Origin of the sequence: Streptomyces sp. LHD-70, assembly GCF_031157275.1 — a bacterium.
Lineage (GTDB): Bacteria > Actinomycetota > Actinomycetes > Streptomycetales > Streptomycetaceae > Streptomyces.
This window is the reverse complement of sequence record NZ_JAVIFW010000014.1, coordinates 114046-137443: the sequence shown is the minus strand read 5'-3', so window position 1 is coordinate 137443 and position 23398 is coordinate 114046. Positions and strand designations below refer to the sequence as shown.

General features: G+C 70.4%; 21 protein-coding genes, 4 tRNA genes and 1 pseudogene. 14 read left to right on the top strand and 12 right to left on the bottom strand.

Going from position 1 to position 23398, the window contains the following annotated elements:
• The first annotated feature begins 52 nt into the window (after positions 1–52).
• Together RCO28_RS26235 and RCO28_RS26230 are read left to right on the top strand one after the other, a co-directional pair.
• A tRNA-Asp gene (locus RCO28_RS26235) sits at positions 53–127 on the top strand.
• Between the two features lie 110 nt (positions 128–237).
• Positions 238–432 carry a DUF6274 family protein gene (locus tag RCO28_RS26230; protein ID WP_308943729.1) on the top strand — a complete coding sequence of 65 codons (195 nt, stop codon included), beginning with the start codon at positions 238–240 and terminating at the stop codon, positions 430–432.
• 521 nt (positions 433–953) lie between these two features.
• On the opposite strand, the gene bldC is transcribed toward RCO28_RS26230, so the two are convergent.
• The gene (bldC, locus tag RCO28_RS26225) at positions 954–1160 is read right to left on the bottom strand and encodes a developmental transcriptional regulator BldC (RefSeq protein ID WP_003949541.1); all 207 of its coding nucleotides are present in this window, start codon (positions 1158–1160) and stop codon (positions 954–956) included.
• 517 nt (positions 1161–1677) lie between these two features.
• On the bottom strand, positions 1678–2544 hold the full coding sequence (locus tag RCO28_RS26220; protein WP_308943728.1) for a hypothetical protein: 867 nt from the start codon (positions 2542–2544) through the stop codon (positions 1678–1680).
• Positions 2545–2778: 234 nt separating this feature from the next.
• On the opposite strand from RCO28_RS26220, the gene RCO28_RS26215 reads away from it, so the two are divergent.
• Together RCO28_RS26215 and RCO28_RS26210 are read left to right on the top strand one after the other, a co-directional pair.
• Entirely contained in the window at positions 2779–3876 is a 1098-nt protein-coding gene (locus RCO28_RS26215; protein WP_308943727.1) for a Glu/Leu/Phe/Val dehydrogenase dimerization domain-containing protein, read from the top strand.
• 304 nt (positions 3877–4180) lie between these two features.
• Positions 4181–4438 (top strand): DUF3073 domain-containing protein, encoded by a 258-nt coding sequence (locus RCO28_RS26210; RefSeq protein WP_282538120.1) that lies wholly within the window; start codon positions 4181–4183, stop codon positions 4436–4438.
• Positions 4439–4594: 156 nt separating this feature from the next.
• On the opposite strand, the gene purM is transcribed toward RCO28_RS26210, so the two are convergent.
• Complete coding sequence (purM, locus tag RCO28_RS26205; protein WP_308943726.1) at positions 4595–5665, bottom strand: phosphoribosylformylglycinamidine cyclo-ligase; 1071 nt, start codon at positions 5663–5665, stop codon at positions 4595–4597.
• 34 nt (positions 5666–5699) lie between these two features.
• A complete protein-coding gene (gene purF / locus RCO28_RS26200; RefSeq protein WP_308943725.1) occupies positions 5700–7226 on the bottom strand; it encodes an amidophosphoribosyltransferase in 1527 nt (508 codons plus the stop codon).
• Positions 7227–7359: 133 nt separating this feature from the next.
• On the opposite strand from purF, the gene RCO28_RS39415 reads away from it, so the two are divergent.
• Together RCO28_RS39415 and RCO28_RS26195 are read left to right on the top strand one after the other, a co-directional pair.
• The gene (locus tag RCO28_RS39415; protein WP_374991252.1) at positions 7360–7461 is read left to right on the top strand and encodes a putative leader peptide; all 102 of its coding nucleotides are present in this window, start codon (positions 7360–7362) and stop codon (positions 7459–7461) included.
• A gap of 252 nt (positions 7462–7713) precedes the next feature.
• Positions 7714–8064 (top strand): annotated as a pseudogene (locus tag RCO28_RS26195) (twin-arginine translocation pathway signal protein); the annotation flags it as partial.
• A gap of 59 nt (positions 8065–8123) precedes the next feature.
• On the opposite strand, the gene RCO28_RS26190 reads toward RCO28_RS26195, so the two are convergent.
• From RCO28_RS26190 to purS, 5 genes are all read right to left on the bottom strand, one after another.
• Positions 8124–8957 (bottom strand): META domain-containing protein, encoded by an 834-nt coding sequence (locus RCO28_RS26190; RefSeq protein ID WP_308943724.1) that lies wholly within the window; start codon positions 8955–8957, stop codon positions 8124–8126.
• Positions 8958–9036: 79 nt separating this feature from the next.
• Positions 9037–9834: a sterol carrier family protein gene (locus tag RCO28_RS26185; RefSeq protein WP_308943723.1), complete on the bottom strand. Its 798-nt coding sequence runs from the start codon at positions 9832–9834 to the stop codon at positions 9037–9039.
• A 103-nt stretch (positions 9835–9937) separates the two neighbouring features.
• Positions 9938–12199: a phosphoribosylformylglycinamidine synthase subunit PurL gene (gene purL, locus RCO28_RS26180; RefSeq protein WP_308943722.1), complete on the bottom strand. Its 2262-nt coding sequence runs from the start codon at positions 12197–12199 to the stop codon at positions 9938–9940.
• Positions 12196–12909, bottom strand: coding sequence for a phosphoribosylformylglycinamidine synthase subunit PurQ (gene purQ / locus RCO28_RS26175; RefSeq protein WP_308943721.1), 714 nt, complete (start codon positions 12907–12909; stop codon positions 12196–12198). Before purQ ends, purL begins: the two co-directional genes overlap by 4 nt.
• Positions 12906–13175, bottom strand: a complete 270-nt coding sequence (gene purS, locus RCO28_RS26170) for a phosphoribosylformylglycinamidine synthase subunit PurS (protein WP_282538126.1) — start codon at positions 13173–13175, stop codon at positions 12906–12908. The genes purQ and purS overlap by 4 nt, the downstream gene beginning before the upstream one ends.
• A gap of 364 nt (positions 13176–13539) precedes the next feature.
• Between purS and RCO28_RS26165 the strand changes: the two genes are divergently transcribed.
• From RCO28_RS26165 to RCO28_RS26130, 8 genes are all read left to right on the top strand, one after another.
• On the top strand, positions 13540–13875 hold the full coding sequence (locus RCO28_RS26165) for an Lsr2 family protein (RefSeq protein WP_308943793.1): 336 nt from the start codon (positions 13540–13542) through the stop codon (positions 13873–13875).
• Positions 13876–14012: 137 nt separating this feature from the next.
• A tRNA-Gly gene (locus tag RCO28_RS26160) sits at positions 14013–14084 on the top strand.
• 97 nt (positions 14085–14181) lie between these two features.
• Positions 14182–14254: transfer RNA gene (locus RCO28_RS26155), tRNA-Gly, on the top strand.
• A gap of 129 nt (positions 14255–14383) precedes the next feature.
• Positions 14384–15355 carry an ABC transporter ATP-binding protein gene (locus tag RCO28_RS26150; RefSeq protein ID WP_308943720.1) on the top strand — a complete coding sequence of 324 codons (972 nt, stop codon included), beginning with the start codon at positions 14384–14386 and terminating at the stop codon, positions 15353–15355.
• Entirely contained in the window at positions 15352–16170 is an 819-nt protein-coding gene (locus RCO28_RS26145; protein ID WP_308943719.1) for an ABC transporter permease, read from the top strand. The genes RCO28_RS26150 and RCO28_RS26145 overlap by 4 nt, the downstream gene beginning before the upstream one ends.
• 7 nt (positions 16171–16177) lie before the next feature.
• Complete coding sequence (locus tag RCO28_RS26140; RefSeq protein WP_308943718.1) at positions 16178–17542, top strand: histidine kinase; 1365 nt, start codon at positions 16178–16180, stop codon at positions 17540–17542.
• Positions 17539–18150 carry a response regulator transcription factor gene (locus RCO28_RS26135; protein WP_308943717.1) on the top strand — a complete coding sequence of 204 codons (612 nt, stop codon included), beginning with the start codon at positions 17539–17541 and terminating at the stop codon, positions 18148–18150. The genes RCO28_RS26140 and RCO28_RS26135 overlap by 4 nt, the downstream gene beginning before the upstream one ends.
• Before the next feature lie 29 nt (positions 18151–18179).
• Positions 18180–18252, top strand: a tRNA-Gly gene (locus RCO28_RS26130).
• Positions 18253–18305: 53 nt separating this feature from the next.
• Here the strand turns inward: RCO28_RS26130 and RCO28_RS26125 are convergent.
• The 3 genes from RCO28_RS26125 to RCO28_RS26115 form a co-directional block, all read right to left on the bottom strand.
• Positions 18306–19202 (bottom strand): phosphoribosylaminoimidazolesuccinocarboxamide synthase, encoded by an 897-nt coding sequence (locus tag RCO28_RS26125; protein ID WP_308943716.1) that lies wholly within the window; start codon positions 19200–19202, stop codon positions 18306–18308.
• A 152-nt stretch (positions 19203–19354) separates the two neighbouring features.
• Entirely contained in the window at positions 19355–20968 is a 1614-nt protein-coding gene (locus tag RCO28_RS26120; protein WP_308943715.1) for a N,N-dimethylformamidase beta subunit family domain-containing protein, read from the bottom strand.
• A 286-nt stretch (positions 20969–21254) separates the two neighbouring features.
• A complete protein-coding gene (locus RCO28_RS26115; protein ID WP_308943792.1) occupies positions 21255–23336 on the bottom strand; it encodes a hypothetical protein in 2082 nt (693 codons plus the stop codon).
• Between the last annotated feature and the right edge of the window lie 62 nt (positions 23337–23398).

Sequence of the window (23398 nt, the reverse complement as noted above, 5' to 3'; positions counted from 1 at the left end):
GCTGTAGAGTCTCTTCTCGCAGCGCAACGCATGATCAAGCGCCGCAACACCTGGTCCTGTGGAGCAGTTTGGAGTGCTCGCCACCCTGTCAAGGTGGAGGCCGCGGGTTCAAATCCCGTCAGGACCGCACAGAATCGAAGCCCGCATCCGTCGGATGCGGGCTTCGGTGCGTCTTGACTCCGTCCCGTACCGCCGGTACTCACACAACAAGGGGTGGACGGGGCAAGGAGGTCGCACATGCGGGCGTCCCCACGACGGCACGAGACACGGGCACTGCTGCGGGCCCATCTGGCCGCGGCCTCCGGCAATCGCTCGGGGTATCGCCATCTGACCCGGCACTGTCCGGTCTGCCATCGCCTGCTGCGGCTCGCGATGGAGTCGACAACCAAGGACGAAAGTCCCGCCCCTTCACGACCAATGGGGCCCTCATGACGCCTGCCCGGGTGGCACGCTGGGGACAGAGGAGGCGTGCGGTCGGCCCTGTGGCGCGCGTGATCTCCCTTAGCGCACAAGCAACTTGAGTAACAAGCTGCACTGCCTGTGACGGGTGTCACCGAACTGGTTTGGGAAACACTCTTACTTACACCCCCCCTACAAGGGGTCGATTTAATATGTGCAATTGCACTGCCCCTTGAAGGTCTCCCGGAACGCTTCCGACGGACTCCCACACAGCCCCTCACGCTCCAACACGACGGGCCTCACCAGGCGTTCAGGGACCAACAGCATCCCGCACGGAGGGCACGCGAAGGACATACGGAGGCCCGCGGAAGGCCTCGCGGAGGGCACAAAAAAGATCGCGCTGGACCCGGCGGAGTCCAGCGCGATCGACGACGTACCCAAGATGCACGGGCGCGGAGCCTGTTGGGGCAGGCTCCCGTCATATGGAGCTGTTTCGGGCGGTTTCCGGGTTGGGGGACCCTGAACTGCCCGGTAATGCAGTGCTAGGCGGTGATTCAGGCCTCGCTGCGCTGCTGCGGGATCCCCGCAAGAAGCGCGCGGACCTCAGCCTCGCGGTAACGACGATGCCCACCCAGCGTGCGGATGGACGTGAGCTTGCCGGCCTTCGCCCAGCGCGTGACCGTCTTCGGGTCGACGCGGAACATCGTGGCGACCTCAGCCGGGGTCAGCAGCGGCTCGGCATCAGGGGTGCGAGCGGTCATGAGCGGCCTCCTCGGGTGAACCGAACCTTCTCGGTTCATTCCTCTAAATTCTGCACCTTGACCCACGTTGCCCGAAATGGCGGACGCGGGTCGAGTCGGTTATAGGACGAACGGCTTGTCCTCGGCACTACAACTACACCATCCGTCCAGCCACGTCGGCCAAACCGATGGAATTGCCCTCTCAGGTGTCCATCAGCGGCGGAAGCCAATGGACCGTGCCATAGCGGACAGTCACGCCACTGTGACGATCAGTCACAGGGTGATCAGCAGTCATCAGGCCCCCCATAGAGTGCAATGCCGAGCACTCCGCCCAAACATGGACGGATGGAGTCCTCCCCGGACTCCTTGTCCTATTTTGGCACGAGGGTAGGGGAAGAGGGCAAGGGCGATGTAAGTGCGGTCCGTCACGCTTGAGACAAAAGCCCGGATCGGGACCTACGTCCTCGCCGTCCTCCGACCATAGACCCACGCCGCCTGAGGCATTGGCCCCGAAGGGTCCGCTTTGCGAGGATAGCTACTAGCTTGCGAACTGTCGTTCGCGGACCGCGCGCCACCGTTCCACGAGCCGCGCATAGGCCTCACCGGCCCGGACCCCGTCCCCGTCACGCAACGCCTCGATGCCCTCCGCGACGTCCGCCGCCGAGTGGTCCGCATCCAGGAGGTCGGCCGGAAGGGCGTGCACCAGACCGCCGTAGTCGAGCTCGACCAACGAGCGGGGGTGGAACTCCTCAAGCCAACGCCCCACATCTACCAGGCCGTCGATCAGCGCCCCCTCGTCGAGCGCCTCCCGCAGCGTCCTGAGCGCCCGCGCGACCCGGCGCCGCGCCTGCACCATCGGCGTCCGGTAGCGCAGCACCGGCGCCCCGGCCTCGGCGCCGGCGTCGCCCGCCCCCTTCTCGTAACTCCGCTCCTCGTCGGCGACGAGCGCGAACCAGTGCAGCGGTACGTGCCAGATCTCCGTGCGGATCCACGGGCGGGCGTCAGGGTTGCGCTCGCGCCACTCCTCGTAGTCCGCGCTCGCCTGCCGGCGCACCACCGGCGGAAGGACCGCGTCGAGCACCGGCAGCGGCAGCTCCTCGGCCAGATCGCCGAGTGCCTGCCAGCCGCGCAGCCGAGTGCGCCAGGGGCAGACGCAGAGCACCCCGTCGACGTGCGTCACGAACGCGTCCGCGCTCTCGTGCGCCGGCACCGGCATCGGCGGCGTGGGCAGCAAGTCGCCCAGGGAACGGCGGAGTTCGACCTGGTACGTCGGAAGCTCGGGGCGCTCCGCATAGCGCGCCCAATGGCTGCGCTCGGGCTCGGGAAAGGCGGCGAGAGGCTCGTACACGCGCAGGTACGAGGCATAGGGGACGCAGAGCGATACGGGTGGGGTCGCTTTGGGCACGACTTGCTCCCTCCCCTCACGACAGCCGGGAAAACCCTGCCGATCGTCCCACGGCCCGACGCACCAGGGAGTGCTCCACGGCACTGCCTCCCGGGAGTGCCATGACAGGTCGTACTCTCTTGCTCACGCGGCCCACAGCCGCCCACCACCAGCTCGCCCCACCCTCCGCCTGCCACAAGCGGGCGGCGAGCAGAGCTGGTTCCATCCGCCGCTACACACCTGGGAGTCACCACCGTGACCGAAGTGACCGGCGCGCCTGCCGATGTACTGCACACCCTGTTCCACTCGGATCAGGGCGGCCATGAGCAGGTCGTGCTCTGTCAGGACCGCGCGAGCGGCCTCAAGGCCGTGATCGCGATCCACTCCACCGCACTGGGCCCCGCCCTCGGCGGCACCCGCTTCTACCCGTACGCGACCGAGGCGGAGGCCGTCACCGACGCGCTCAACCTCGCGCGCGGGATGTCGTACAAGAACGCCATGGCCGGGCTCGACCACGGCGGCGGCAAGGCCGTGATCATCGGCGACCCGGAGAAGATCAAGACCGAGCAGCTCCTGCTCGCCTACGGTCGATTCGTGGCCTCGCTCGGCGGCCGTTACGTCACCGCCTGCGATGTCGGCACCTACGTCGCCGACATGGACGTCGTGGCCCGCGAGTGCCGGTGGACCACCGGCCGCTCCCCCGAGAACGGCGGCGCCGGCGACTCCTCCGTCCTCACCGCGTACGGCGTCTACCAGGGCATGCGCGCCTCCGCCCAGCATCTGTGGGGCGATCCGACGCTGCGCGGCCGCAAGGTCGGCATCGCCGGGGTCGGCAAGGTCGGCCACCACCTGGTCGAGCACCTCGTCGAGGACGGCGCCGAGATCGTCATCACCGATGTGCGCGAGGAGTCGGTGCGCCGCATCCTCGAGCGGCACCCGGGCAAGGTGTCCGCCGTCGCCGACACCGACGCGCTCATCCGCGTGGAGGGCCTCGACGTGTACGCTCCGTGCGCGCTCGGCGGCGCCCTGAACGACGTGTCGGTCCCGGCGCTCACCGCCAAGGCGGTCTGCGGCGCGGCCAACAACCAGCTGGAGCACCCCGGAGTGGAGAAGGACCTCGCCGACCGCGGGATCCTCTACGCCCCGGACTACGTGGTGAACGCGGGCGGCGTGATCCAGGTCGCCGACGAGCTGCACGGCTTCGACTTCGAGCGCTGCAAGGCCAAGGCGTCCAAGATCTTCGACACCACGCTCGCCATATTCGCACGTGCGAAGTCGGACGGGATTCCGCCCGCGGCGGCGGCCGACCGGATCGCCGAGCAGCGCATGGCGGAGGCCCGCCGGGCCCACTGAGGCGATCACTGCGGGTGACCCGCCCACGGGGTTGTCTCATCACGTGGACATGACGAGACAAGCCTCACCCCCGTCGGCGGGTCGCTTGCCAAGAAGAGGTTAAAATCGCCTGTGACCAGCGAGGACGAAGCTCCTCCACGGTCTTCGGGCAAGGCGCGTACTGTGGGCGGCGTACCGTATGGCCGCCGAAGCAGGTACCGTTGAAGCCCTACGGACCGGTCTCTCCGAGGAGAGTCCGTTCTGAATCATGAACGCGTGTCAAGACTCTGGGGCCGTCGAGCCCCGTATCCGAGGGGGTCGAGCCATGGGGCGCGGCCGGGCAAAGGCCAAGCAGACAAAGGTCGCCCGCCAGCTGAAGTACAGCAGCGGCGGGACTGACCTGTCGCGTCTGGCCAATGAGCTGGGCGCTTCGACTTCGAGCCAGCCGCCGAACGGCGAGCCGTTCGAGGACGACGAGGACGAAGACGACCCGTACTCCCAGTACGCGGATCTCTACAACGACGACGATGAGGACGAGGACGACGAGTCCGGTCCTTCGTCTCGACAACGCCGCGGCGCGTAACCAACCCGCCGCACCTTCGCACTTCACCCGGTCCCGGGTTCGCCGGACCGGGTTTCGTGCTGCGTTTTTGTCTCTACGGTGCGGTACGCAGCGCGTGAGCGTTGAGCGGGGCTCCGTGCCGGAACCCCGCTGCTCGGCTTGCCTGTGCGGAAGACCTCAGGCGTAGTCGCCCGTGAGCGTCGCGCCCGTCGTGTGGTCGCCGCGCTCGGTGATCTCGCCCGCGACCCAGGCGTCCACGCCGCGGTCGGCGAGGGTGGCGAGGGCGACGTCGACGGAGCCCTCGGGGACCACGGCGATCATGCCGACGCCCATGTTCAGGGTCTTCTCCAGCTCCAGACGCTCGACAGAGCCGGCCTTGCCGACGAGGTCGAAGACCGGTCCTGGCGTCCAGGTGGAGCGGTCGACCGTGGCGTGCAGGTCGTCCGGGATGACCCGGGCCAGGTTGTTCGCCAGGCCGCCGCCGGTGACGTGGCTGAAGGCGTGCACCTCGGTCGTACGGGTCAGGGCCAGGCAGTCCAGGGAGTAGATCCGCGTGGGCTCCAGGAGCTCCTCGCCGAGGGTGCGGCCGAACTCGGCGACCTGCTCGTCGAGGGACATCTTGGCGCGGTCGAACAGCACGTGCCGGACCAGCGAGTAGCCGTTGGAGTGCAGGCCCGAGGAGGCCATGGCCAGGACCACGTCGCCCGAGCGGATGCGGTCGGCGCCGAGGACCCGGTCGGCCTCGACGACACCGGTGCCGGCGCCCGCGACGTCGAAGTCGTCCGCGCCGAGCAGGCCCGGGTGCTCCGCGGTCTCGCCGCCGACGAGGGCGCAGCCGGCCAGGACGCAGCCCTCGGCGATGCCCTTGACGATGGCGGCGACGCGCTCGGGGTGGACCTTGCCGACGCAGATGTAGTCCGTCATGAAGAGCGGCTCGGCACCGCAGACGACCAGGTCGTCGACGACCATGCCGACGAGGTCGTGGCCGATGGTGTCGTACACGCCGAGCTTGCGGGCGAGGTCGACCTTCGTGCCGACGCCGTCGGTGGCGGAGGCGAGGAGCGGGCGCTCGTACCGCTTCAGGGCGGAGGCGTCGAAGAGGCCGGCGAAGCCGCCGAGGCCGCCGAGGCCGGTGGTCTCGGGGCGCTGGGTCTTCTTCACCCACTCCTTCATGAGCTCGACGGCGCGGTCGCCCGCTTCGATGTCGACGCCCGCGGACGCGTAGCTGGCACCAGTGGTCTCGGACATGGCGGAGAGAACCTTCGTGTCGTTACTGCGGGTGTTACGGGCGACGGATCGCGTCGGTCGCGGCCGTGGTGGCGGCGCCCGCGGCGAGCTCGGTCTCCAGAAGCTGCTTGCCGAGCAGCTCGGGGTCGGGCAGCTCCATCGGGTACTCGCCGTCGAAGCAGGCGCGGCAGAGGTTCGGCTTGGCGATGGTGGTCGCCTCGATCATCCCGTCGATGGAGATGTACGCCAGCGAGTCGGCGCCCATGGACTTGCCGATCTCCTCGACCGACAGGCCGTTGGCGATCAGCTCGGCGCGGGTGGCGAAGTCGATGCCGAAGAAGCAGGGCCACTTCACGGGCGGCGACGAGATGCGTACGTGCACCTCGGCGGCGCCGGCCTCGCGGAGCATGCGGACCAGGGCGCGCTGGGTGTTGCCGCGCACGATCGAGTCGTCGACGACGACCAGGCGCTTGCCCTTGATGACTTCCTTGAGCGGGTTCAGCTTCAGCCGGATGCCCAGCTGGCGGATCGTCTGCGAGGGCTGGATGAAGGTCCGGCCGACGTAGGCGTTCTTGACCAGGCCCACGCCGTACGGAATACCGCTGGCTTCCGCGTATCCGACGGCCGCGGGGGTGCCGGACTCCGGCGTCGCTATCACCAGGTCGGCGTCGGCCGGGGCTTCCTTGGCGAGCTTGCGGCCCATCTCCACGCGGGAGAGGTAGACGTTCCGCCCGGCGATGTCGGTGTCGGGGCGCGCCAGGTAGACGTACTCGAAGACACAGCCCTTGGGCTTTGCTTCGGCGAATCGGGAGCTTCGCATCCCGTTCTCGTCGATGGCGATCATCTCGCCCGGCTCGACCTCGCGGACGTATGCGGCGCCGCAGATGTCCAGGGCCGCGGACTCCGAGGCCACGACCCAGCCGCGCTCCAGGCGGCCGAGGACCAGCGGGCGGATGCCCTGCGGGTCACGGGCCGCGTACAGCGTCTGCTCGTCCATGAAGACGAGGGAGAAGGCGCCCCTGACGTGCGGAAGCACCTGAGGGGCGGCTTCCTCGACGGTCAGCGGCTTGCCGTCGGCGTCCGTCTGGCCCGCGAGCAGGGCGGTCACCAGGTCGGTGTCGTTGGTCGCGGCGACCTGGGTCGCGCGGCCGTTCTCCTTCGGGAGGTCCGCGACCATCTCGGCGAGCTGGGCCGTGTTGACCAGGTTGCCGTTGTGGCCGAGCGCGATCGATCCGTGCGCGGTCGCACGGAACGTCGGCTGCGCGTTCTCCCACACCGAGGCTCCGGTGGTGGAGTAGCGGGCATGACCGACCGCGATATGACCTCGGAGGGAACCGAGGGAGGTTTCGTCGAAGACCTGCGAGACCAGACCCATGTCCTTGAAGACGAGGATCTGGGACCCGTTGCTCACTGCGATGCCCGCGGACTCCTGTCCACGGTGCTGCAGGGCATACAGTCCGAAATAGGTGAGCTTGGCGACCTCTTCACCCGGAGCCCAGACACCGAAGACGCCGCAAGCGTCCTGGGGGCCCTTCTCACCGGGGAGCAGGTCGTGGTTGAGTCGTCCATCACCACGAGGCACGCCTCCGAGTGTAGGCGAGATCGACCACTGGTCCGAATTGGGGACGCCGGTCAACACGCGTAGGTGACACACCTCGCACTCGGGAAGCTTCGGGCACGTCGTTGACAGCCGCGCGGGGCTTGCGTCAGGCTCCCTGACCCTGCAGCCCCTCAGTGACCGTCCGGTCACCCTTGCGGAGCGCCGCCACGTCGACCTGGTCCGTGCCGCGAGCGCCATCTGTCGCTGCGCCTGCTGAGTAGTTCTTCGCCCCCGGCTGTCCCTGTCTGTCCCTGTCTGCCCATGTCTGTCGGTGACGGCCGGTTCTCCCTCAGCTTCCGGCTGCCCCGCCGACGGCTTCGCCGTGCGCGCCGCAGCCGTACGCAGGAGTGCGCTGTGTCCTCGTACGACGATCATCAGCTGTCCCGGCGTGCCTTCGGCGGGGTGGTGGGACCGGGGCGGCACGGGAAGCGGCCGAACATCCTCTTCGTCCTCGGCGACGACCTGGGGTGGGCCGACGGCCTCGCTGCGGGAGGGCGGGATACGGGTGCCGGCGCTGCTGCGCCGGCCCGCGCGGATCGCGGGCGGGCAAGTCAGCGACGTGCCGGTGTTCACGCCCGACGGGACAGCGACCCTGCTCGAACTGGGCGGGGCGCGAGCGTGGCGGGTGCGCGGGGAGCGGGCGCTGCGGCGCGGGCCGTGGAAGTACTACCGGGGGACGTCCGGCCACGACCAGCTCTTCCATCTGGGCTCCGACCAGCGGGAACAGGCCGACCGGGCGGGCGCCGAGCCGGGGTTGCTCGCGGAGCTGCGGGCGTCCTGGGCGCGGACGGACGGGGAGTTGTTGCCTTACCCGGGGTGAGGGCGGGCGGGTCCGGGGGCTCAGCCCCCGGACCGCTCAGCCCCCGGACCCCCGGCCGTCTACTTCTTCACGGCGGCCGCGTTCGCGTTGAGGCCGAGGCCGTCCTTGCCGGTGAGGTGCAGGGTGCGGTGGTCGATCTCGTACGTCACCGTCGAGCCGAAGAGCTTCACCAGGTTCTGCTCGGCCTTCATGACGTCGCCGTCGCACATCTTGCGGGTGAGGCGCGGGGTGCCGAGCTCGATCTTGCCGTCGGTGACCTTCGCCTTGGCGTTGACGGTGTTGCAGCCGAGGTTGCCGTGGACCGTGCCGGCCTTCTCGTCGAAGATCAGGTGGGCCTTCTCGGCCTTGCCCGAGGCCTTGGGCAGGGAGGTCGCCACCTCCTTCTCCACGACCGCGGTCAGCATCCACTTGGTGCCGGCCAGCTCGGCGGGCGGTTCCGAGGTGAGCGTGATCGAGTCGCCCTTGGCCGTGGTGAGGTTCAGCTTGTCGCCCTTCACGGAGGCCTTGAGCTTGCCCTTGAGCGCTTCGGTCAGGGTGGTCTCCAGCTTGTCGATCTCGTCGCCGCAGGACATCTCGGTCTTGGCGATCTTGTCGACGGTGATGGTGTCGCCCTTGATCTCGGCGACACCGCCGAAGCCGTTGCATCCGAAGTTGCCCGAGGCCCGGCCCTTCTTGTCGAAGGCGACGTGCGCCTTGGTGCCCGGGGCGTCGATCTTCTTACCGCCGGCCGTGACGCTGTCCACGGTCCAGTGCGTGCCGGTCACGGGCACGCTGGGTTCGGCCGGGGCGGCACCGGCGTCGGTCTTGTCGGCTCCGCAGGCCGTGAGCAGCCCCAAGGCCGCTGCGGCACTGACGGCTCCGACGGTGCTGAGGGTCTTTCGCTGCGTGTGCATGCCGATGTGACGGAGGAGGTGGGGGGATCGGTTCCGTTCTTTTTCCGGTCACCCCTCGCCGACCATCGCTCCTGGCCCGTCAGCCCATGACCGGCAGGACCGCCGACAGGTCGGCCCGCTCACCGCTCGCCATGATCTTCGCGGCGTCGAGCGCGGCGGCCCACTCCGTACGTCCCGTCGCCAGCCTGACCCAGGTCAGCGGGTCCGTCTCCACCACGTTGGGCGGGGTGCCGCGGGTGTGGCGCGGGCCCTCGATGCACTGGACCACCGCGTACGGCGGGATGCGCACCTCCGTCGCACCGCCGGGCGCCTTCGCGGCGAGCGCGTCCGCGAGGACCCGGGTGCAGGCGGCGAGGGCCTGGCGGTCGATCGGGATGTCGATGCCGGCCGCCCGGTTCAAGTCGTCGGTGTGGACGACGAGTTCGATGGTGCGGGTCACCAGGAAGTCGCTCAGGTCCATGGCGCCGAGCCGCGTCGCCAGCGTGCGGTGCGGGTCGGCCGTGGCCAGGCGGTCGTCGAAGTCCGCCGTGGTCCGCGCGAACAGCTCGTCCAACTGCTCCGGGGCGCGCGCCGCGAGTTCGGGGACGACATCGGCCAGCGCCCCGGCGAAGGGGAGGGTGGCCGACGGCCAGTCCAGGAGCCCCAGTTCGGGCTTGGCCGGCTCGGCATCGTCGATGTGCCGGACCACGGCGGACACCGCCATGTCGATGTGCACCACGAGCTCGCGCACCGTCCAGGCACCCAGGTGCGTCGGACCCGCGAGCTGCTCGGGCGTCAGAGCCTTCGCGGCCTCCCGTACGGCACCGAACTGGGCCCGGACGGCCGCGACGGTCTTCTTCGGGTCGTACGTACGCGGACGCTTCTTCGCAGGCGGCATGCGAAAACCCTACGTCCGGCGTACGAACCCCGTGGGTGAACGCACTTCGGCCCCGCCCGGAACAACCGGACGGGGCCGAAGCCGCGTACGTACGAGAGGAACCTCAGGCGAGCAGCCCGGGCACCGTCTCCTCGTGGGCCGTGCGCAGCTCGCTCAGCGGGATGCTGAACTCGCCCTGCACCTCGACCACCGCATCGGAACCCGCACCGTCGACGACGCCGATCCGCGTGGCCGGAAGCCCGCGCGCCCCGCACATGTCCGTGAACCGGAGCTCCTCGCTGCGCGGCACCGCGACGATCGCGCGGCCCGCCGACTCGGAGAGCAGGAACGTGAACGCGTCCAGGCCGTCCGGGACGACCAGGCGGGCGCCCTTGCCGCCGCGCAGGCAGGACTCGACGACCGCCTGCACGACACCGCCGTCGGACAGGTCGTGCGCGGCGTCGATCATGCCGTCGCGCGAGCCGGAGATCAGGATCTCGGCGAGCAGCTTCTCCCGGTCCAGGTCGACCTGCGGCGGCAGACCGCCGAGGTGCTCGTGGACCACCTGCGACCAGGCCGAACCGCCGAACTCCTCGCGGGTGTCGCCCAGGAGGTAGATCAGCTGCCCCTCCTCGGCGAACGCGATCGGCGTACGCCGCGTGACGTCGTCGATCACACCGAGCACCGCGACGACGGGCGTCGGGTGGATGGCCGTCTCCCCGGTCTGGTTGTAGAGGGAGACGTTGCCGCCGGTCACCGGGGTGCCCAGCTCCAGGCAGCCGTCCGCGAGACCACGGGTGGCCTCGGCGAACTGCCACATGACCGCCGGGTCCTCGGGCGAGCCGAAGTTGAGGCAGTTGGAGATGGCGAGCGGCTTGGCGCCGGACGCGGCGACATTGCGGTACGACTCGGCGAGCGCCAGCTGCGCGCCCGCGTACGGGTCGAGCTTCGCGTACCGGCCGTTGCCGTCGGTGGAGACGGCGACACCGAGGTTGGTCTCCTCGTCGACCCGCACCATGCCGGAGTCCTCCGGCTGCGCGAGGATCGTGTTGCCCTGCACGAAACGGTCGTACTGGTCCGTGATCCACGCCTTGGACGCCTGGTTCGGCGAGGCCACGAGCTTGAGGATCTGCTCCCGCAGCTCGTCCGCGTTCGCCGGGCGCGCAAGGGCGTTCGCGTCGTCGGCCTGCAGCGCGTCCTGCCACTCGGGCCGGGCGTAGGGGCGCTCGTAGACCGGGCCCTCGTGCGCGACCGTGCGCGGCGGTACGTCGACGATCTGCTCGCCGTGCCAGAAGATCTCCAGGCGCTCGCCCTCGGTCACCTCACCGATGACGGTGGCGATGACGTCCCACTTCTCGCAGATCTCCAGGAAGCGGTCGACCTTGCCGGGCTCGACGACCGCGCACATGCGTTCCTGCGACTCGCTCATGAGGATCTCCTCGGGCGAGAGCGTCGCGTCACGCAGCGGCACCGTGTCCAGTTCGACGCGCATACCGCCGGAGCCGGCCGAGGCCAACTCGCTGGTGGCGCAGGAGAGTCCGGCGCCACCGAGGTCCTGGATGCCGTCCACGAGGTCCTCGCGGAAGATCTCCAGGGTGCACTCGATGAGCAGCTTCTCCTGGAACGGGTCGCCGACCTGGACGGCCGGGCGGCGCGAGGGGCCGGTCGAGTCGAAGGTCTCACTCGCGAGGACCGAGACGCCGCCGATGCCGTCGCCACCCGTACGAGCGCCGTACAGGATGACCTTGTTGCCGGTGCCGGAGGCCTTGGCGAGGTGGATGTCCTCGTGCTTCATGACACCGACGCAGAGCGCGTTGACCAGTGGGTTGCCCTGGTAGCAGGCGTCGAAGACGACCTCGCCGCCGATGTTGGGCAGGCCCAGGCAGTTGCCGTAGCCGCCGATGCCCGCGACGACGCCCGGCAGGACGCGCTTGGTGTCGGGGTGGTCCGCGGCGCCGAAGCGCAGCGGGTCCATGACGGCGACCGGGCGGGCGCCCATCGCGAGGATGTCGCGCACGATGCCGCCGACGCCGGTCGCGGCGCCCTGGTACGGCTCGATGTACGAGGGGTGGTTGTGCGACTCCACCTTGAAGGTGACCGCGTAGCCCTGGCCGACGTCGACGACACCGGCGTTCTCGCCGATGCCGACGAGCAGCGCGTCACTCTCGGGCGCCTTCTCGCCGAACTGCTTGAGGTGCACCTTGGAGGACTTGTACGAGCAGTGCTCGGACCACATCACCGAGTACATGGCGAGCTCGGCGCCGGTGGGACGGCGGCCGAGGATCTCGCGGATACGCGCGTACTCGTCCTGCTTGAGGCCGAGTTCCTTCCAGGGCTGGTCGGACTCGGGGGTCTCGGCGGCGTGCTTGACCGTGTCGAGCGTCATGCGTTGGCCCCCTTGAGGAGGTTCTTCAGGATCGAGGTGAAGAAGCCGAGCCCGTCGGTGCGGCCGGTGCCGACCAGCGGCTCGACGGCGTGCTCGGGGTGCGGCATCAGACCGACGACGTTGCCCGCCTCGTTGCTGATGCCCGCGATGTCACGGAGCGAGCCGTTCGGATTGCCGTACCCATCAGCGGCTTCGCCGCGGGCCAGGTACCGGAAGGCGACGCGGCCCTCGGCCTCCAGCATGTCCAGGGTGCGCTCGTCGGCGACGTACCGGCCGTCGATGTTCTTCAGCGGTACGGAGATCTCCTGGCCGGCCGAGTAATCGGAGGTCCAGGCGGTCCTGTCGGTCTCGACGCGCAGCTTCTGGTCGCGGCAGACGAAGTGCAGATGGTTGTTCCGCAGCATCGCGCCGGGCAGCAGATGCGTTTCCGTCAGCACCTGAAAGCCATTGCAGATGCCCAGAACCGGCATTCCGCCCTTGGCCTGCTCGATGATCGTCTCCATCAACGGCGAGAACCGGGAGATCGCCCCGGCCCGCAGATAGTCGCCGTAGGAGAAACCGCCGGGAAGGACCACGGCGTCGACCTGCTTCAGGTCCTTGTCGCGGTGCCAGAGCGGCACCGCTTCCGCGCCGGCGACACGGACCGCGCGCTGAGTGTCACGGTCGTCGAGCGTGCCGGGAAAAGTGACGACTCCGATACGAGCGGTCACTTCGGCTCCCCGGCAGCTGCGGGCTCTTCGACCTTGACGACGAAGTCCTCGATGACGGTGTTGGCGAGGAACGTCTCGGCCATCTCGTGGATACGGGCGAGGGCGGCCTCGTCGACCGGCCCTTCGACCTCGAGCTCGAAGCGCTTTCCTTGACGTACGTCCGCGATGCCCTGGAATCCCAGGCGCGGCAGTGCACGCTGCACCGCCTGTCCCTGGGGGTCGAGGATCTCGGGCTTGAGCATGACGTCGACTACGACGCGTGCCACTGGCACTCCCGGTGTGTGGTGCGTGAGAACGGTTCCTTCAGCGTATCCGACGGAAATTTCTACGCGCATAGATTCGTAGAGTCCTACGTGATGGCCGTCACTTTAGGGAGACACGGAGCACCAGCCGGGGAAAATCCAGGAAAAATTCCGTGCAGGCATTGCCGCACCCATTGCACATGGACACGCGGACGTATTCAGTCGGACTTCCCCATGCATTGCCTCGCCCTGTACAAAGGAAATGGCAATACCTCGGGACAGTCCGCACACTGCTCCGGAAATACCGGGGTAAGAGCCGCAACACAGCCGAACAGTCGGCCATCACCGCATGTCAGCGCGGTGAGTCCGCATGAAGGGACCGATATTCGTGGCGCAGCGTGTCGTGGTCACTCTCTTTGACGACATCGACGGCGGAGAAGCGGCGGAAACGGTCGCCTTCGGTCTCGACGGCAAGTCGTACGAGATCGACCTGAATCAAGCCAATGCCAAGAAACTGCGCAAGGCACTCGCCCCCTACCTGCAGGCGGGCCGCAAGCAGTCGCGGACGAGCCGGGCCGGCAAGCCGGGCAAGGAGTTCAAGCACACCGCGGTGACCGCCGACCCCGCCGCGGTCCGCGCCTGGGCCCGATCGCACAAGATGGAGGTCCCGGCCCGCGGGCGCATCCCGAAGAAGGTCTACGAGGCGTTCGAAGCCGCCAACTGACCGCCCCCGCACGGACGCTGCGGCGAAGCTCCGCGAGCTCGTCGCAGCAGCCGACTTGCACACCACCCCCGCAGGTCGGCTAAAGTCTGGAGCGCGCCGCGGGGCGAGGCCGCAAGGCCGGACTCCACGGAGAACGCGCGGGTGTAGTTCAGTAGTAGAACACCCCCTTTCCAAGGGGGAGGCGCAGTGTGCAATTCCTGTCACCCGCTCCGCATCGGGTTACCGACCACTCCGGTGGATCAGGTACTCTGGTGTTCGCGCCGATCGGTGGCTCCTCTACTTGAGAAGCAAGCGGTCGGAGGCAATGCGAACGTAGCTCAGTTGGTAGAGCGCAACCTTGCCAAGGTTGAGGTCGCGAGTTCGAACCTCGTCGTTCGCTCAGAAACGAAGGCCCCGGTCCGATGGACCGGGGCCTTCGTCGTATGCACCGCCCCTCTCTGACATTTGTCATGCACGCTCGTGACAGCGCGCACTGCCGCCGGCCCGGCGCCCACGAAATCCTTGAACCATGAACACCGATGACCACGTGATCGAAGTCACCGATCTGCGGCGTGTGTACGGGGGCGGTTTCGAGGCCGTACGGGGAATCTCCTTCGCCGTCGGCCGCGGCGAACTCTTCGCCCTGCTCGGCACCAACGGCGCGGGCAAGACCTCCACCGTCGAACTGCTCGAAGGCCTGGCCCGGCCCACCGGGGGACGGGTGCGGGTGCTCGGGCACGACCCGTACGCCGAGCGGAGCCGCGTACGGCCCCGGATCGGCGTGATGCTGCAGGAGGGCGGCTTTCCCTCCGAGCTGACCGTCAGCGAGGCCGTCCGCATGTGGGCCGGGTGCACCAGCGGCTCCAGGCCCACGGGAGAGGCCCTGGAACTCGTCGGCCTCGGCCACCGGGCCCGCGTACGCATCAAGCAGCTGTCCGGCGGCGAGAAGCGGCGGCTCGACCTCGCGCTCGCCCTGCTCGGCCGGCCCGAGGTGCTCTTCCTCGACGAACCCACCACCGGACTCGACGCCGAAGGGCGCGTGGAGACCTGGGAGTTGGTGCGTGCCCTGCGCGCCTCCGGCACCACCGTGCTGCTCACCACGCACTACCTCGAAGAGGCCGAGTCGCTCGCCGACCGGCTCGCGATCATGCACGCCGGGCAGCTCGCGGTGAGCGGCACGCCCGCCGAGGTCACCGCCGCGCAGCCCTCCCAGATCAGCTTCGAGCTGCCCGACGGCTACCACCTCGGCGACCTGCCGCCGCTCGGCTCGCTCGGCGTCACCGCGCACGAGACGGAGGGGCGGAACGTGAAGCTCCGTACCGACGTGCTCCAACAGGCCGCCACGCAGCTGCTGTTGTGGGCGCGGGACGCGGGCGTGGAGCTGCGCGGGCTCGATGTGCGGTCGGCCTCGCTGGAAGAGGCCTTCCTGCGGATCGCGCGGGACGTCAAGCAGGAAGCACGGGACGCCCGTGAAGCCGGGGACAAGGAGAAGGTGGCATGAGCGCCGCGACCACGACAGCAGGACCGACCGCAGGACCGACCGCAGGACCGGGCACGACCGCCGCGGGACGGCTCGCGGCCCTGGGGAAGGCCGAGTTGACGCTGCTCGGCCGCAGCAAGGGCATGCTCGTCACCGCCGTCGTCATCCCGCTGGTGCTCCCGCTGAGCGTCCAGCAGACGCTCAAGGGCGACATCCTGGAGAAGGCCGGGCTCAGCATGGGCACCGCCATGCTCACCGCCGGCATCGGCTTCGCGATGCTCTTCGCGGTGTACGCGGCGCTCGTCAACATCTACGTCGCCCGCCGCGAGGAACTCGTCCTCAAGCGGCTGCGCACCGGCGAGCTGCTCGACCGGGAGATCCTCGCCGGGACCGCGCTGCCCGCCGCCCTCATCGGGCTCGTGCAGTGCGTCGTCGTGGCCGTCGCGTGCACGGCGCTCATCGACCTGGAGGCGCCCAAGGCCCTCCATCTGGCCGTCCTGGGCGTGCTGTTGGGGATCGTGCTGATGGTGGCACTCGGGGCGGTGACGGCCGCGTTCAGCCGTACCGCGGAGAGCGCGCAGGTCAGCAGCCTGCCGCTGATGTTCATTTCGATGATCGGCTCCGGCATGACCGTGCCCTTCGAGATCTTCCCGGACCGCGTGGCCTCCGTACTCGAGCTGCTGCCGCTGTCCCCCGCGATCCTGCTCGTGCGCGGCGGCTGGACCGGGGAGCTCTCCGCGTACGAGGCGCTCGGTGCCGTCGCCACGGCGGTGGCCTGGGTGGTGCTCGCGGTGTTTGCTGTACAGCGGTGGTTCCGGTGGGAACCGCGGCACTGAGCGGGGAGTGAGCGGGACGGTGTTCGTGCGGGTCAGGAAGTGGCGTGAGGGCAGTGCCCTGGACCGGGTCGACCTCTATACGCGCGCGACGGTGTACCTCCTGGTCTGGGCCGCCGTCCCCGCCGTGATCGCCCTGTCGGTGACGCGGCCGGTGCGGGCGGAGGCCCCGGCGGTGCTGATCGCCGCCGTGATCCTGATCGCGCTCGCCGTGGGCTGTCTGGCGATCCGGCTGATCCGGAAGGCGTTCCTCCAGTATCTGGGCGTCGCGGACGTGCCCCGCCGGGAGGTGCAGGTGGGGGCCGCGCTCACCGGCATGCTGCTCGTGGGCCTGCTGGCACTCGGCGGGCTCGCCGGGATGGCGAAGTACCCGATGCTGACGACGGCCCTCGGCTGCGCCACCATGCCGTTCCTCTGCGCCTACGCCCTGATCGTCCCGGTGCGTACGGCCGTCAAGCGGATCCTCGCGCTGAACGCGGTGCTGTGCGCGGCCGTGTGGCTGATGAGCGGGAGCGCCCCGCTGACGGCGGCCGCGCTGATCTCCCTCACCTTCGCGGGTGGATGGATGTCGATGACCGTGCGCTGTTCGGGCTGGGTCCTCGGTGTGATGTACGAGCTGCGCGAGGCCCGCGACATCGAGACCCGCCTGGCCGTCGCCGAGGAGCGGCTGCGGTTCGGGCGCGACCTGCACGATGTGCTCGGCCGCAACCTCGCCGTGGTCGCCCTCAAGAGCGAGCTCGCCGTCCAGCTGGCCCGGCGCGACCGGCCCGAGGCGGTGGAGCAGATGATCGAGGTCCAGCGGATCGCCCAGGAGTCGCAGCGCGAGGTCCGGGAGGTCGTACGCGGCTACCGCGAGACCGGACTCGGCGCCGAACTCGCGGGCGCCCAGGGTGTGTTGAAGGCCGCCGGGATCGACTGCCGGGTGTTCGGCGCGGAGGCCGCCGACGCTCTGCCACCGGCCGTGCACGCGGCGCTCGGCTGGGTCGTCAGAGAGGCCGCCACGAACGTACTGCGGCACGGCGACGCGGAGCGCTGCACGGTGGCCCTCCGCGTGACCGACGACGACGGCCGCACCGCGGTCCTGACGGTCGAGAACGACGGCGTACGGCCCCAGTCCGCGCCGCCCGGCACCTCGCGCGGCTCGGGCCTCGTGGGCCTGCGCGAACGGCTCTCCGGCGTGGCCGGCGCCCTGGAGGCGGGCCCGACCGGGGACGGCCACTTCCGCCTGACGGCCGAGGTCCCGCTGACCGGCGCCCCGGCCACCGTCGGGACAGCCCCGGCAGCCCCGGCAGCGCTGGCAGCACCGGCAGTCCCGACAGCCCCGAAGGCACAGCAGGCACAGAAGGCACAGAAGGCACGAGAGGAAACCCGGTGACGCCCGTACGCGTACTGCTCGCCGACGACGAGCATCTGATCCGGGGGGCGCTGGCCGCCCTGCTCGCGCTGGAGGACGACCTGAGCGTGGTCGCCGAGGCCGCCTCGGGTCCGGAGGCGCTCGCCATGGCGCGGGCGCACCGGCCGGACGTCGCGGTCCTCGATCTGCAGATGCCGGGCGCCGACGGTGTGAGTGTGGCCACATCCCTGCGGTCCGAACTCCCGGGCTGCCGCACCATGATCGTGACCAGCCACGGCCGTCCCGGACACCTCAAGCGGGCCCTCGAAGCGGGGGTGCGCGGCTTCGTGCCGAAGACCGTCAGCGCCCAGCGGCTCGCCGAGATCATCCGTACCGTCCACGCCGGAAACCGTTATGTGGACCCGGAGTTGGCCGCCGACGCGATCGCCTCGGGGGACTCTCCGCTGACCGCGCGGGAGGCCGAGGTGCTTGAGTTCGCGGCCGACGGAGCGCCCGTCGCGGAGATCGCGGAGCGGGCCGCGCTGTCGCAGGGAACGGTCCGCAACTACCTCTCGTCCGCCGTCTCGAAGCTCTCCGCCGAGAATCGTCATGCGGCAGTGCGCATCGCACGCGAGCGAGGTTGGCTATAGTGGAGGTGCACCGACGCGGTGCACGCCTTGCGGACGTAGCTCAGTTGGTAGAGCGCAACCTTGCCAAGGTTGAGGTCGCCAGTTCGAACCTGGTCGTCCGCTCTTGATCGAAGCCCCCGGCGCCATCGGCGCCGGGGGCTTCGTCGTTCACGGCCTCACCAGGAAGTTCCGGTGAGCTTCTCGTACGCCTCGATGTACTTGGCGCGGGTCCGCTCCACCACCTCGGCGGGCAGCGCGGGCGGCGGCTGCTCGCTCCTGCGGTCCCAGCCGGAGGCCGGCGAGGTCAGCCAGTCCCGTACGTACTGCTTGTCGTACGAGGGCTGCGCGCGGCCCGGCTCCCAGGTCGCGGCCGGCCAGAAGCGCGAGGAGTCCGGCGTGAGCACCTCGTCGGCGATCACCAACTCCGTGCCGTCGAAGCCGAACTCGAACTTGGTGTCCGCGAGCAGGATGCCGCGCTCCCGGGCGATGTCGCGGGCCCTGCCGTACACGTCGAGGGTCGTGCGGCGCAGCTGGGCGGCGGTCTCCGCGCCGACCTGGCGGGCCACCTCCTCGTAGCTGACGTTCTCGTCGTGCTCGCCGACCTCGGCCTTCGTGGCGGGCGTGAAGATCGGCGCGGGCAGCTCGGAGCCGTCGACGAGGCCCTCGGGCAGGGCGAGGCCGCACACAGTGCGGGACTGCTCGTACTCGACGAGTCCCGAACCCGTGAGATAGCCGCGCGCGACGCACTCCACCGGGACCATCTTCAGCGACTTGCAGACCAGGGTGCGGCCCGCCCAGTCGGCCGGGGCGCCCTCGGGCAGCTCCGTGGAGAGCACGTGGTTGGGGACCAGGTCGGTGAGCTGGTCGAACCACCAGAGCGACAGCTTCGTGAGCACCCGCCCCTTGTCGGGGATCTCGCTGGGCAGCACCCAGTCGTACGCGGACATGCGGTCGCTGGCGACCATCACGAGGTCGCCCGCCTCGTTCTGGTACAGCTCGCGCACCTTGCCGGTGTGCAGATGCACCAGACCCGGGACCTCGATCGGCTCGGGCTTTTCAACGAATCCGGACACGGTTCCTCCCCGTGGTTGGAACAAGAGGGGCGCCCGCAGGGCTCCGGCAGGGTGGCGGTGGGAGACGGGCGGGCCAAGTACCTCGCATTCTCCCGTACGCGGGGGCTGCTTCCGGCCAGGGGGCGGGGTGGCTGCCGGGGCGGGCCGGGGCGTCAGTCGCGTTTGCAGATGCGGTCGAGGAGGTTGGCCGTGGCGCGCTGGATGCGGGGGTCGACATGGCCGGGGCGGTCCAGGGCCGGGGACCAGGCGAAGGTGCCGGAGGCGAAGACCAGGGCGCCGGAGGGGGCGCGGTAGAGCGAAGTCTCCTGGTGGCGGAGGACGCCTTCGCCGTCCTCGTACGGGGAGTGGGCGAGGAGGATGCGGCCGCGGTGATCGGGGAGTGCGGTCCGCGGGAAGTAGCGGTCGGCCTCCCCGGCGACCAGGCCCTCCAGCTCATCGCCCTCGCCCGCCCCGGTCGCCTCCCACAGCCAGTGCTCGGCGTTGCGCACGACCAGCGGGGCCGGCTCGGGTACGCGGCCCGCGTACTGGATGCCGAGGAGCGGCTGCTCGGCCCGGTCCACCTCGCGCCACAGGGTGGGGCGGCCGGGGCCTCTGCGCTTGCGGCAGGTCAGCAGGCGGTCGGGCACGCCGGACGGGGACGGGCTCAACTCCACTTGCCAGTACATGGTGTTGGCAGAGAGGAAGACCAGGGACGTGCCGCCGTCTCTGGCCTGCTCGGCGGTGCGGCGCATGGGCACCGACCAGTACTCGTCGTGGCCGGGGAAGACCAGGCCGCGGTAGCGCGCGGGGTCGACGCGGCCCGCGTGCAGGTCGCGGGCGTCGGCGTACGCCAGGTCGTATCCGTACCTCTCGGCCCAGCGGATGAAGTCGTAGGCGTGGCCCACGTGCAGGGGGAGGCCCGCGCCCGCGTACGGCCGGTCGAAAGAGACCGTGACGGCGGCCTCGTTCTCGCCGAGCAGCCGCCCCTCCTCGTCCCAGGCGTGGTAGAGGCTGGCGCCGGTCCGGCCGTCCTCGGGGTAGAGGTTGTACGCCTGCCACGTGATGTCCGGGAGGAGCAGGAGCAGGTCGGCCGGGCGGTCGTCGCGGACGGTGAAGGGGATGTGCGAGCGGTATCCGTCGGCGGTGGTGAGGACCGCCACGTACGCCCCGATGTTCCAGTGACTCGGGATCTGCAGGCGCCAGGAGAGCCACCAGTGGTGGCAGGAGACCGTGCGGTCCGCGGTGAGCGGGGGCGGCTGGACGATGCCGGAGAGGCGCGGGCTGGTGGTGATCTTCGCGGCGCCGTCGCCGGCGTAGTGCCCGATGCGGTAGACGTCGACGCCGAACTCCTGCGGCGGGTCGACCGTCACGTGGAAGTCGATCGCCTCTCCGGGCGCCACTGCTCCGGTCGACGTGAAGCCTTTGATCTGCCGGTGCACGTCGTCGGCGGTGCGCGGGCCGCCCGTCGTGCTGCGGGGGTGCGGGATCTCGGGTGCCCTGCGGGGGGCGGTCCGCGCCTCGGCGGTGTGCGTCTGGGCAGGCTGCGTCTCGGCGGGCTGCGCGGGGGCGAGGTCCACGTACCAGGGGACGACCTTGCCGGTGTCGTCGAAGTAGTGCTCGCTGCCGCGCAGCCAGGGCAGCGGGCCCTGGCCGAAGGGGTCGGTGACGCCGTGCGCGAGCGCGCCGGACTCCCAGCGCCGGATCGGCTGCTTCGGGCCTGGAGTCTCCGAGGCCTGCTGCTGTGCCTGCTGCTGTGCCTCTTGCGGTGTCTCCCGCTCCGTCCCCATGGCGCCCCCCTTTCTTCGCTCCTTCGGGTTCTGCGTTTTCTGCGGTCTGCGGTCTGCGGTCTGCGGTCTGCGGTCTGCGGTCTGCGGTCTAGCGTGCGATCTGCGGTCTGCGATCTGCGTTCTCGGTCGCCGTTCAGCGGGCGTGTGCGTCTGGCCTGCTTCGGCCACAGCACATCACATCACGCATGCACACCGTCACCCTTCGTCGCGAAATTCAGGGTTTCTCAGGGGTGTTGGGGGCGTATCGGGGCTTGTCCCCCTACTGCTGTGACGGTCTGCGCCGGGTCTACACCAGGCGTACCGGCTTCTCCGGGCGCACGCCCAGCTCCTTCAGCCAGCCGCGCAACGGCTCGGGGTCGCCGTCCTCCACGAGGCTCTGCACACGGGGCGTGAGGTCCACGGCACGCTCACCGGAGACGAGCAGCGTGGGCCCGTCCAGCCAGTCGAGGCCGGGGGCGGCACCCGCGGTGTCGACGGCGGCGCAGCAGATCATCGCCAGCACGTGATCCGTGAGCAACTCGCGTCCTGAGCGCGGAGATTGCAGCGGGAAGAGCGGCAACTGCCCGTCACCCCACAGGACTTCGTCCGGCCCGCCCCCGGGCGCCGCGGGCACCGGAACGGCGGCCTCCTCCCGCGCCACCTCCGCGGTGAGCCGCGCGGCCAGAGCAGCGGTCTCGGCCGACTCCGCCGCCTCCGGCGCCTCGGTGGGGCTCACGTCGGCGAGGTCCAGGGGAGCGGTGGGGTCGGGGAAGGTCGCGGTGTCGGCGGGGGCCATTGCGGTGTCGGCCTCGGTGAGGTCGGGCTTGGCCCGCGTACCGACGGCGGAGGTGGAGGTGGTGGAGGTGGCGGAGGTGGAGGTGGCGGAGGTGGCGGAGGTGGAGGCGGCCGCAGTGGGTGCCGGGGCGCCGACGGAGGGCGTGCTGCCGTTGGGCCCGGTGCCGGAGGACGCAGTTCCGGGGGCTGTCGTACTCGGTCCGGCGCCGGTCGGTCTCGCTGCCAGGTGCTCCATGATCCGGGCGAGCGTGGGCGGCTCGGGGTCACCCTTCGCCGTGCTCGCACCGTGCGCGTCCGTGCTGGCACCGCGTGCGTCCGTGATCGTGCCGAGTGCGTCCGTGATCGTGCCGGCCGCGTCTGTGCTCGTGCTGCGTACGCCCAGGTCGTTCAGTACGCGATGGAGGCGGGCGGCGTCCGTGCGCCACTTCCGGTCGACGACCTCCTCCGGATACTCCTGCCAGCCGACCGGCGCCCAGTCCGGCCCCCGCTCGGCGGGGCCGCCGTGGAAGAGGCGGGCGGCGAGCAGCGACGTCGCCTCGTCCACCACGCCCGGCTCCTCAAGGAGGTCACAGGCGGGGCGCTCGCCGAGCCGGGAGGCGAAGCCCTCCGCGAGGCGGTCCCGCCGGGACAGCTCGGTCAGGGCGGCGACCACTCCGGCGTCCAGGCGGTCCGGCCAGCGGCCCATGCGCCAGGCGGGCAGCGCGACCCTGGTGAGCAGCCGGTCCCAGCCCGCGTACGCCAGGCCTACCTGCTCCTGGGCGACGATCCGCAGGCCGTAGTCCACCGACTTCGCGCGCTCCGCGGCGGCTGCGGCGACGCCGCGCTCCATCTCCGCGGCGTGCCCGCGGCAGGCCCGCAGCAGCAGCCGGGAGACCCAGCCGACCCCGGCCAGGACGACTCGCGGCACCGAACCCCGGCCCGGCTTCGAGGCCACGGCGACCGCCGCGTCCAGGCCGCGCACGAAGCGCCGGGCCGCCGCTATGTCGGGGTGGGCGGAAGGTCCCGTACCGGCCACGACGGGGGCGAGGACCGCGCGCAGCTCGGCGACCCGCATCCACCACAGGAAGGGCGAGCCGATGACGAGCACCGGCGCGGGCGGCGCCGGGGCGGTCTCGGCGGCTGTCCCCGAGCCGGAATCCGCGGCGGAGCGGCCGGGCGGCGAGCCCTCGGCGGCGGGGAGGGGCGGGCCGTGAGCCGGGTGCGTACGGTCCTCGAGCCAGCTGTCGCAGTCGGGCGTGAGCGCTATGGCGGAGGGCGCAGGGACCTCGAGCCGGTCCGCGAGATCGCGCACCAGGCGGTACAGATCCGGGGCGGACTCCTCCGCGATCGGGACCGTCGGACTGACGGCCGGCCGCGCGCGGGCCACCACGAGGGCGACGCCCGCCGCGGCGAGCAGCACGAGCAGCGCGGCGCCCGTCACGAACCACCGGACGACGTCCCAACTCCCGCCGCCGATACGGCCGGTGACGCCTCCGGCCAGCAGCACCACGGCCACAGCCGCGGGCAGCAGAGCCACCGCGATCGCCCGGCTGCGCACCCGCAGCACGGCCAGCGCACGGAAGCGCGCCGCCTGCGCGCCCATCTCGCCCTCCATACCGGTTCCGGACACGGCCGGACGTCACCCCCTCTGCCCTGCGACGGCTTTGCTCACTCCCC